The 8,350-nt window shown below is 65.9% G+C and carries 8 protein-coding genes; 3 read left to right on the forward strand and 5 right to left on the reverse strand.

Annotated features, from left to right (window positions below; all coding sequences use genetic code 11):
* Positions 1–27: 27 nt before the first annotated feature.
* Positions 28–177, forward strand: a complete 150-nt coding sequence (locus tag KBY99_RS11225; RefSeq protein ID WP_193486314.1) for a hypothetical protein — start codon at positions 28–30, stop codon at positions 175–177.
* On the opposite strand, the gene KBY99_RS11230 is transcribed toward KBY99_RS11225, so the two are convergent.
* On the reverse strand, positions 174–2,501 hold the full coding sequence (locus tag KBY99_RS11230) for a RelA/SpoT family protein (RefSeq protein ID WP_254999123.1): 2,328 nt from the start codon (positions 2,499–2,501) through the stop codon (positions 174–176). The genes KBY99_RS11225 and KBY99_RS11230 overlap by 4 nt on opposite strands.
* 52 nt (positions 2,502–2,553) lie before the next feature.
* Between KBY99_RS11230 and KBY99_RS11235 the strand changes: the two genes are divergently transcribed.
* A complete protein-coding gene (locus tag KBY99_RS11235; RefSeq protein WP_254999101.1) occupies positions 2,554–4,155 on the forward strand; it encodes an ABC transporter ATP-binding protein in 1,602 nt (533 codons plus the stop codon).
* Between the two features lie 6 nt (positions 4,156–4,161).
* On the opposite strand, the gene KBY99_RS11240 is transcribed toward KBY99_RS11235, so the two are convergent.
* Genes KBY99_RS11240 through KBY99_RS11250 form a run of 3 tightly spaced genes read right to left on the reverse strand, consistent with a single transcriptional unit; the run spans position 4,162 to position 6,388 of the window.
* The gene (locus KBY99_RS11240; protein WP_254999102.1) at positions 4,162–5,106 is read right to left on the reverse strand and encodes an RluA family pseudouridine synthase; all 945 of its coding nucleotides are present in this window, start codon (positions 5,104–5,106) and stop codon (positions 4,162–4,164) included.
* A complete protein-coding gene (ylqF, locus tag KBY99_RS11245) occupies positions 5,103–6,014 on the reverse strand; it encodes a ribosome biogenesis GTPase YlqF (protein ID WP_254999104.1) in 912 nt (303 codons plus the stop codon). The genes KBY99_RS11240 and ylqF overlap by 4 nt, the downstream gene beginning before the upstream one ends.
* The gene (locus KBY99_RS11250; protein ID WP_254999105.1) at positions 6,014–6,388 is read right to left on the reverse strand and encodes a universal stress protein; all 375 of its coding nucleotides are present in this window, start codon (positions 6,386–6,388) and stop codon (positions 6,014–6,016) included. Before KBY99_RS11250 ends, ylqF begins: the two co-directional genes overlap by 1 nt.
* A 158-nt stretch (positions 6,389–6,546) precedes the next feature.
* Here KBY99_RS11250 and KBY99_RS11255 point away from each other — a divergent pair, with 158 nt between their 5' ends.
* Positions 6,547–7,752, forward strand: coding sequence for a phosphoglycerate kinase (locus KBY99_RS11255; protein ID WP_254999107.1), 1,206 nt, complete (start codon positions 6,547–6,549; stop codon positions 7,750–7,752).
* A gap of 41 nt (positions 7,753–7,793) precedes the next feature.
* On the opposite strand, the gene KBY99_RS11260 is transcribed toward KBY99_RS11255, so the two are convergent.
* Positions 7,794–8,258 (reverse strand): hypothetical protein, encoded by a 465-nt coding sequence (locus tag KBY99_RS11260; protein ID WP_254999109.1) that lies wholly within the window; start codon positions 8,256–8,258, stop codon positions 7,794–7,796.
* Between the last annotated feature and the right edge of the window lie 92 nt (positions 8,259–8,350).

Consider the following 8,350-nt stretch of genomic DNA (forward strand, 5'->3'; position numbering starts at 1 on the left):
AGAATCAACTTCTATTCAGGGGCACTCGTGACGAACGGCAAGGGATCTGCGCGCTCAGCACTGTCGACCCTGCTGCTTGGCTTCGGCGCCGTCGGCGGCTTGGCCCTGCTGGTGTGGCTGACGCTGGTGATGCTCGACCTCAAGCACCTCAACACCTCGGGGTTCACCCTGCCCTAGCCAATCCCCGTGCGGGCGATGTCGAGCACATCGGCCATGGAGCGGATCTGATTGATGGTGCTGGCTAGCTGGCTGGCGCTGTCGAGCTCCACCCGCAGATCGATGCGGGCCGGCTTGCCGGGATTGGTGCGCACCCGGGCATCGCTGACGTTGATGCGGTGATCCGAAAGGCGAGTGAGGATGTCTTTAAGAACCCCAACGCGATCGAGCACCTCAATGCGCAGTTGCACCGGGTAGCGACGCGGCCGCGACTCGGAGGCGGAATTCCAGCGCACTGGCAGCCGCCGTTCGGCCGGCACCTGGGCCACGTTGGAGCAGTCCTGGCGGTGGATGGTGATGCCGTGGTTGCCGAGAGCAACCGCCCCAAGAATCTGCTCGCCGGGCAGGGGACTGCAGCAGCCCCCGAGCCTGTAATCGAGGCCTTCAAGGCCGAGGATTGAGCTGGTGCCAGCACCACCCACCGGAGCCTGGGGCTCCACCTGGGCGTGGGCCGCCACCTTGGCCGCCACTTGCTCATTGCTGAGCACGGGAGCGGAGGCTTCGCTGGCCAGGCGCATTTCCTCCCGCAGCCTGTTGAGCACCTGATGCAGGGTGACCCCACCAAAGCCGAGGGAGGCCAGCAGGTCTTCGGTGCCGGTGAGATTGCAGCGGCGGGCCACCTTGGCCATCGCCTCACCATTGAGCAGGGCATCAAAGCCATCGCGGCCAAGCTCGCGCTCGAGCATCTCGGTGCCGCGCTGGAGGTTGTCTTCGCGATGGCTGGTTTTGTACCAGTGGCGAATGCGATTGCGCGCCGTGGGGGTAGCCACGAAATTGAGCCAGTCGAGGCTTGGGTGTGCCGTTTTGGCTGTAAGTACCTGCACGAAGTCACCATTCCGCAGAGGCGTGGCGAGCGGGCATAGCCGATCATTAATACGCACGCCCTGGCAATGATTGCCGATTTCCGAGTGGATTCGGTAGGCGAAATCTACGGCCGTAGAACCCTTACGCAAACCCACCACATCGCCATTGGGAGTAAATACAAAGACCTCCTCGTCAAACAGATCTTCTTTGATCGAGCGCAGGAAGTCGTTGCTGTCGGTGCCGCCGTCATCCTTCTGCCAATCAACCAGCTGCCGCAGCCAGTTGAACCGCTCGGCATCGGCTCCAGATGCGGCAGGTGAACCGCCCTCCTTGTATTTCCAATGGGCAGCAATGCCGTATTCGGCCACCTGATGCATGTCGGTGGTGCGGATCTGCACTTCAATCGGCCGATGCCGGCCGATCACCGCCGTATGCAGAGATTGGTAGCCATTGGGCTTAGGCAAGCCGATGTAATCCTTGAAGCGCCCCGGGATCGGCCGGAAGGTGTCGTGCACCACCGCCAGAGCCCGATAACAACTCTCGAAGTTGGGGCAAAGAATCCGCAGAGCCGCCACGTCGTAGATCTCGTGGAACGCCTTCTGCTGGCGCTGCATCTTGCTCCAGATGCCATAGAGGTGCTTGGGCCGGCCGCTCACTTCGTAATTGGCCAAACCAACGGCAGCAAGCCGGTCGCGCAGCAATTGCACCGTGACCGCCAGGCGCTCCTCGCGCTCGCTGCGCTTGGTGGCCACCTGCTGCTGGACGTCCCGGTAGGCCTCGGGCTCGAGGATCTTGAAAGCCAGATCTTCCAGCTCCCACTTCAGCCGGCCAATGCCGAGGCGATTGGCCAGGGGGGCATAGATCTCCCGGGTTTCCCGGGCGATGCGCAACTGCTTTTCGGGCTTGAGCGCCGCGATGGTGCGCATGTTGTGCAACCGATCGGCCAGCTTCACCAGTACCACCCGGATGTCGCTGGCCATGGCCAGAAACATCCGGCGCAGGTTTTCAGCCTGGGCTTCGGTGTGGTTGGTGAAGTGAATGCCGCCGAGCTTGGTAACCCCCTCCACCAGCGCCCGCACCTCGGCGCCGAAGTGCTGTTCGATCTCCTCAGCGGTGACCTCGGTGTCCTCCACCACGTCGTGCAGGAAGCCCGCAGCGATCACGCCGGCGCTGGCACCGATATCGCGCAGTAGGTCGGCAACGGCGACCGGATGAATGATGTAGGGCTCGCCACTGGCCCGAAACTGGCCCTCGTGCAGCTGATAGGCGAAGTCAAAAGCAGAGGCCAGCAGGGCCTCGGCATCGGTTGGGCAGCTCACCCCCTGTCCCGGCGGCACATGCTCGATGCAGCGCTGCAACCAGTCCGGCAGGGGCACGCCGTAGTCGGCAGGAGTGCGAATGGGCTTGCGCACCAGAGCTGGAGCTGCCGCCACTCGAGTAGCTACGGCTGTTGCATCCAGATTCGGGGCCGCCCTGAGCATTTCAGCCTGCGGGTTCCCCCCATCGTAGGCAAGTGGGGCCAAGCTGGTGGCCATGACCAGCCCCGTGCTCGCAATTGAGAACCTGGTGGTGCGCTACCCCGCAGCGGAGCGCCCCACCCTCGACGGCCTAAACCTGACCCTGGCGGCCGGCGATCGGCTGGCCCTGGTGGGTCCTTCCGGCTGCGGCAAAAGCACCGTGGCCCGAGCAGTACTGCAACTACTGCCCCCGGGCAGCCAGTGCAGCGGCTCCCTCCTGCTAGCGGGTCAGAACCCCAGCCAAATGGCCCGTCCGGCCCTGCGCCAACTGCGCGGTGAAGCGGTGGGGCTGGTGTTCCAGGACCCGATGACCCGCCTTAACCCACTGCTGACCATCGGCGATCACCTGGCCGACACCCTGGCGGCCCACCGGCCCCGCTGGCAGAGGCGCCAGGTGCGGCAACGGGTGGAAACCCTTCTGATCCGGGTGGGCATCGGCCCGGAGCGCTACGGCAGCTATCCCCATGAATTCAGTGGCGGCATGCGCCAGCGCTTAGCGATCGCCCTGGCGATGGCCCTGGAGCCGCCGCTGGTAATCGCCGATGAACCCACCACCAGCCTGGATGTGGCCGTAGCCGGCCAGGTGATGGCGGAGCTCAGCAACCTCTGCCGCGAAGCGGGCAGCGCCCTGCTGCTGATCAGCCACGACCTGGCCATGGCGGGCCGCTGGTGCGACCAGATCGCCGTACTTGATCAGGGACGCCTGGTGGAACAGGCGCCAGCCCGGCAGTTGCTGATGGCCCCCGCCTCCGCCCTGGCCCAACGGCTGGTGGCCAAGGCACGGGAGCGGGAGGGCGCCGAAAGTTTGCCGCCACCGCCAGCACCGCTACTGCTGGAAATCGAGCAGCTGCGCAGCTGGCATCCACTGCCATCCCTGCCCTGGCAAGCCCGCTGGCTTAAGGCGGTGGATGGCGTCAGCCTGCGCCTGCAGCAGGGCGAAACCATCGGCTTGGTGGGAGCCTCCGGCTGCGGCAAAAGCACCCTCTGCCGCGCCCTGATGGGGCTGGCGCCGGTGCGGGGTGGCACGGTGCGGCTGCAGGGCACAAACCTGCTCAGCCTGCGGGGCCGAGCCCTGCGCCAGGCCAGGCGCGGCATTCAGATGGTGTTTCAGGACCCGCTGGCCTGCCTCAACCCCCAGATGGTGGTGGGTGAGGCGATTGCCGATCCCCTGCTGATCCACGGCCTGGCCAACCGCTCCCAGGCCCGTCAACGCTCCCGCGAACTGCTGACAGCGGTGGGGCTCACCCCCCCGGAAAGCTTTGAAAACCGCCTGCCCCGCACACTCTCTGGTGGTCAGCAGCAACGGGTAGCGATTGCCCGTGCCCTGATCCTGGAGCCCCAGGTGCTGCTCTGCGATGAGAGCGTCAGCATGCTGGATGCCGAGGTGCAGGCAGATGTGCTGGCCCTGCTGCGGGAGCTGCAGGAGCGCCTGGGGTTGGGGATGCTGTTTGTCACCCACGACCTGTCGGTGGCCAGTGGCTTCTGCCACCGGGTGCTGGTGCTGGAGGGGGGGAAGATCGTGGAGGAGGGCCCCGGCTCCCGGCTGCTGAGCGATCCCCAGACCGCCATCACCCGAATCCTGGTGGAAGCCTGCCCGCGACTGCCCATAGCTGCGTGACCCTGCCTAGCGCCGCCTGAGCACCGCCAGCAAACGCTCGAACGCCTCCGGCAGCGGCGCTTCGCACACCAGCCGCTGCTTGGTGATCGGGTGATCAAGTCCCAGCTGCACGGCGTGCAAAGCCTGGCCTGGCAGCTCGAGCGGCAGCTTGCGGCAGCGGGAGTAGGTGGGGTCGCCCACGATCGGGTGACCGACGTGGGCGCAGTGCACCCGGATCTGGTGGGTGCGACCGGTGTCGAGCTTGAAACGCAGCAGGCTGTAATCCCCCAGGCGCTCTACCAGGCGCCAGTGGGTGCAGGCATGACGCCCCGAGTCGTCGTGAACCACGGCGTATTTTTTGCGGTCGACGGGATGGCGGCCGATCGCCCCGACGATCGTGCCGGAGTCGCCAGCCGGTTGGCCGTGCACCACCGCCAGGTACTGGCGAGAAGCGATGCGCTTCTGGATCTGCACCTGCAGCTTCACCAGGGCCTCCTGGCTCTTGGCCACGACGATGCAGCCCGTGGTGTCCTTATCGAGCCGATGCACGATGCCGGGCCGCAGTTCGCCGCCGATGCCGGGCAGGTCTGGGCAGTGGTGCAACAGGCCATTCACCAGGGTGCCGTCCTTGTTGCCAGGGGCCGGGTGCACCGTGAGCCCGGCGGGCTTGTTGAGCACGATCAGGTGGGCGTCTTCAAACAGCACATCAAGCGGCATCGCCTGGGGCAGCAGGTAGGGAAGGGGCTCGGGCGGCGGCATCCACAGCGCCACGCTGTCGCCTTGGCGCAGCGGCGTCTTGGCCCGCCCCGTGACGCCGTTCACCCGCACGTAGCCCGCCTCGATAAACTTCTGGATCCGGGCGCGGCTCTGCTCCGGCCGCTGGGCCACCAGCCAGCGATCCAGCCGCATCGGCAGCGGCTTGGGATAGGTGAGCGTCAGCAGCTCACCTTCGCCCTCGCCAAATTCGCTCATGGAGGAGTCAAAACCGGCAGCTCAAGCGCAATGGCACCCAAGCGAGCACAGCGAAAATCATCGAGGACTTTGGTGGCCATGCGCAGGCTGTCGCCACTGGTGTGGCGCTCCGCAGCGGTCACCAGCCAGCCCTCCACATCCGGGCCGCCACCGGGCAGCACACCCAGGGGGATGCCATAGCGCTTGCCCACCAGCCCAGCCGGAACGCCAGCAGCTGGCTCGGCTTCAAGCAGGGTGAGTAGCTGCAGGAAGGCCCGGGCTGCGGCCTCGTTGTCGTAGGCCGCCTGACCGATGTCGTCGCACAGAGCCAGGCGAAGGGCTGCCTGCTGGTCGTCGAGGCGGGGCGGCAGCACGCCGGGGGCGTCGAGCAGGTCGAGGTCCTGGCCCAGCCGCACCCAGCGCAAGCTGCGAGTCACACCAGCACGGCGGGCGCTGTCTACGACTTTCTGACGCACCAGCCGATTGATCAGGGCCGATTTACCCACATTGGGGAAGCCCAGCATCAGCGCCCGCACCGGCCGTGGCTTCATGCCCCGCCCCGCCCGGCGAACATTGAGGGCTATGCCGGCTCGGATAGCCGCCTGCTGCAGCTGCTTAACGCCGGTGCCGGCCTTGGCGTCACACCACCAGCAGGTCTGCTCCTGGGCTCGAAACCAGGCGGTCCAGGCCTGGCGCACCGGCGGCGGGATCATGTCGACCCGATTGAGCACCAGCAGGTGTTGCTTATTGCCGATCCAGCGCTGCAGCCGCGGGTGGGAGGTGGCCATCGGTATGCGGGCATCGCGCACCTCGATCACCAGGTCCACCTTGGCCAGATTGGCGCTGAGAGCTTTCTCCGCCTTAGCGATGTGGCCTGGGTACCACTGAATCGCTGGAGCGTTGACGCTGAGCGGAAGCGTCTGGGGCATCAGGGCACCACCAGCACCGGACAGGGAGCCAGCTGGATCACCCGGGCGGCGGTGCTCTGCTGATCGCTCTCGATCGCAATGCCGCGGGTGCCCATCACGATCACGTCGGCGTTGATCTCATCTGCCACATCGCCAATCACGAAAGCGGGCTTGCCCTCCCGCTCGATCACCTGGCAGCTCACGCCGGCCTCTTCAAAGCGAGCGCGGGCTTGCTGCAGCAGGGCAGCGACCGCCGCTGGGTCGTCCTGCTCGGGCTCCACTACCGACAGCAACACCAGCTTGCTGTCGTGCTGCTGGGCCAGTTTCAAGGCCACCGCAGCCGTTTCCATCGCCTGGCGGCTCTGGTCGATGGGAAAGAGAACGGTGTCAAACATGGGGCGTAATGCGGCTGGGCAGATGCAAGCCCTTGGCTTCAGTCTGGGGGTCGATTCGTCGCCCGGCCAGGGCGGATGGCAGGGGGGAATCCGAAGCCTGGGCTGGCTGGGGCCCGCGGGGGCTAATGTCCCCCGGCAATTCAGTTATTCCATAACCCATGGCGAAGCGATCCCTGGCCAGCCTTTCGGCCGATGAGCTCCGCGGCAAGCGCGTGCTGGTGCGGGTTGACTTCAACGTACCGCTAGATGACGCCGGTGCCATCACCGACGACACCCGCATCCGGGCCGCCCTGCCCACGATCAATGACCTGAGCAGCAAGGGCGCCAAGGTGATCCTGGCGGCCCACTTCGGCCGTCCCAAGGGCCAGGTGAACGAAGCCATGCGCCTCACCCCCGTTGCTGCCCGCCTCAGCGAGCTGCTCGGCAAGCCCGTAGTGAAAACCGACAGCTGCATCGGCCCCGATGCCGAAGCCAAGGTGGCAGCCATGGCCGAAGGCGATGTGGTGCTGCTCGAAAACGTGCGCTTCTTCGCCGAAGAAGAGAAGAACGACGCCGGTTTCGCTGCCCAGCTGGCCGCCCTTGCTGATGTTTACGTGAACGACGCCTTCGGCGCCGCCCACCGGGCCCACGCCTCCACCGAGGGCGTCACCAAGGCGCTCAGCCCCAGCGTGGCCGGCTACCTGATGGAGAAGGAGCTGCAGTACCTGCAGGGCGCCATCGACGAGCCGAAGCGCCCCCTGGCGGCGATCGTGGGCGGCTCCAAGGTGAGCTCCAAAATCGGCGTGCTTGAGGCCCTGATCGACAAGTGCGACAAGGTGCTGATCGGCGGCGGCATGATTTTCACCTTCTACAAAGCCCGTGGCCTAGCGGTGGGCAAGAGCCTGGTGGAAGAGGACAAGCTTGAGCTGGCCAAGGAGCTCGAGGCCAAAGCGGCCGCCAAGGGCGTGCAGCTACTGCTGCCCACCGATGTGGTGCTGGCCGACAACTTCGCCCCCGACGCCAACAGCCAGACCGTGTCGATCGACGCCATCCCCGATGGCTGGATGGGCCTTGACATCGGCCCCGACTCGCTCAAAGCCTTCCAGGAAGCCCTGGCCGACTGCAAAACCGTGATCTGGAACGGCCCCATGGGCGTGTTCGAGTTCGACAAGTTTGCCGCCGGCACCAACGGCATCGCCCACACCCTGGCCGACCTGAGCGGCAAGGGCTGCTGCACGATCATCGGCGGTGGCGACTCCGTGGCAGCCGTAGAGAAGGTGGGCGTAGCCGAGAAGATGTCCCACATCTCCACCGGCGGTGGCGCCAGCCTGGAGCTGCTGGAAGGCAAGGTTCTTCCCGGCGTGGCAGCACTAGATGAAGCCTGATCTGGATGTGGCCTGATCCAGGATGACCGCGACAGGGGGGCTCAGGCCCCCTTTTTTTGTTGGCGCTGGTCATTTTCCCAGCCCGGCAAGCCAAAGCGGCGCTGAAGCTCGGCCCGTTCGCTCATCCAGCGGCGACGCTGCTCCATCGCCTGGTCCTTCAGGTTGCGCTGGCAGGTCTGCAAGGCATCGACGCCACGGGCCGGCACCATGCAGCGCTCAGCCTGGCTCAGTTGGTCCAGGCGTTCGACGGAAACCCGCTGCTCCAGCTGTCGGCGGGCGGCGAAATAGGCCTGGCGCTCCTGGCTGCTCAATTTGGCCATCGCCTCGGCCTGCTGCAGTTGCATCGCTTCGCGGCGCTCAGGGCTGGGGCGCCTTCCGTAACCGGTGCCTTCGGCGAAGGCCGCAGCACCGGCCCCACTCACCCCCATGGTTAACAAGGCGCCTGCCAGAAGCAGGGAGGCAGGGCGCTGTCGGGCTCTAGGCAACAAGGTGTGCAAGAAGTTCATGGCTGTAAGTGAGGTGGGGTGGATCCGCACCAAGCGGCTACACCCCTGAATCCTGGACGCTCCTTTTCACTGAAATGTGACTAAACCGGCGG

It is taken from the genome of Cyanobium sp. Maggiore-St4-Cus (assembly GCF_024345615.1).
Classification (GTDB): Bacteria; Cyanobacteriota; Cyanobacteriia; order PCC-6307; family Cyanobiaceae; genus Cyanobium_A; species Cyanobium_A usitatum.